Here is a 1,274-nt window from a genome sequence, read left to right on the forward strand (position 1 = left end):
CTGAAACTCTACCATCAAATTTCTGGTTATTGTATTCTTTAAACGATTTAACCGCGATTGTTAAATCTGTTTCAGTATCTGTTGCCCCTAAAGGAACCGTAATCGATGAATTATCATCTACTGTATAGTCCGTTCCATTCACAGTCACAACTGATCCTGCTGGATAAGGTACTCCATCAGGATAATTAGCAAGAATTTTCGGATCCGTACTGGTTTTATCTTTTAATGTTAAAGTTGTGGCATAAGTCGATCCCACTTCTTTCGTTACTGTAGGAGTATTTGTAACTAAAATTGGTATGGAAGATTTATCAACCTTTACAGCTTGAAAAGTATTGTAAAAGCCAGTGGAAGCTGTAATTGCGAACGAATATTCATAAACATCATTAGGAATATTAAGAACATAACCATCCCCATCTATTAAATTTACACCGTTATATTTCATCTGAAAAGTAATTGTCCTTGGGGAAGTGGTCGAGTTATATGTGAAGCTATAATCAAAAGTATAATAACCTGTTGCTAAATTTTGTAATGTTGGTGTAGCAATATTTTTGTCACGCGAAATTGTTCCTGTGCTATCTGTAGACCAAATTCCAATATACGGAACAACAGGGTCACCTGCATTTCTGTAGAAATCAAATACAAAACCAAGCGCATTTGGGAGACCTCCTACTCCTAGATCTCCACCTTTATTACCAGCTTGATTGACAGCTCCTGTATGGAAAATAATACCAATCCCATCAGCCATGGGTGTGCCTTTTTTGAAGTACACCATTTCTTTTCCCGTAATACTAAAATTACTGTCTAATTGGACTTTATTATTAAGATACATTGACCCCAATTGATATTGTTTATCTTCGGTTAGGATAGCATAATCAGAATTGGGATCCCAGTATGCTGGCTTAGTGGGGTCACCAGATAAACTGAAATTATTTTTAACACCTGCTATATCTGTAATTTCTTGATACTCTGTTGTAATAGGGTAAGCGGTAGTTGATGTCGCAAGTGTTACACTCGGCAAGAACCACAGACAAAAAAGACCGACTATACATGTTATGCCCCATCTTAACTGTTCCCGTATCTTTTTCTTCATCTCTCTCCATCCTATCCGTCTTTACTAGTATTTTTGTGTGCTCTTCTGTTTAAACCATGGATTGTTACAGTAACTTTCTCGCAATCCTTAAGACTTAATGATTACTTGAAAGTTGTACTGTTGTTACTGATTCGGAACTAAGCAGTTGGGCTATCTGTACCAGTGTCAGACAATACCCAAGTCA

At 36.8% G+C, this 1,274-nt stretch carries 1 protein-coding gene; it reads right to left on the minus strand.

All coding sequences use genetic code 11. The features are described 5' to 3' along the window. Positions 1 to 1,090: lectin-like domain-containing protein (locus ACYSNU_RS18900; RefSeq protein WP_461738617.1), on the minus strand; the 1,090-nt coding region annotated here is incomplete at its 3' end. Between the last annotated feature and the right edge of the window lie 184 nt (positions 1,091 to 1,274).

This window comes from Enterococcus sp. LJL120 (assembly GCF_054871765.1).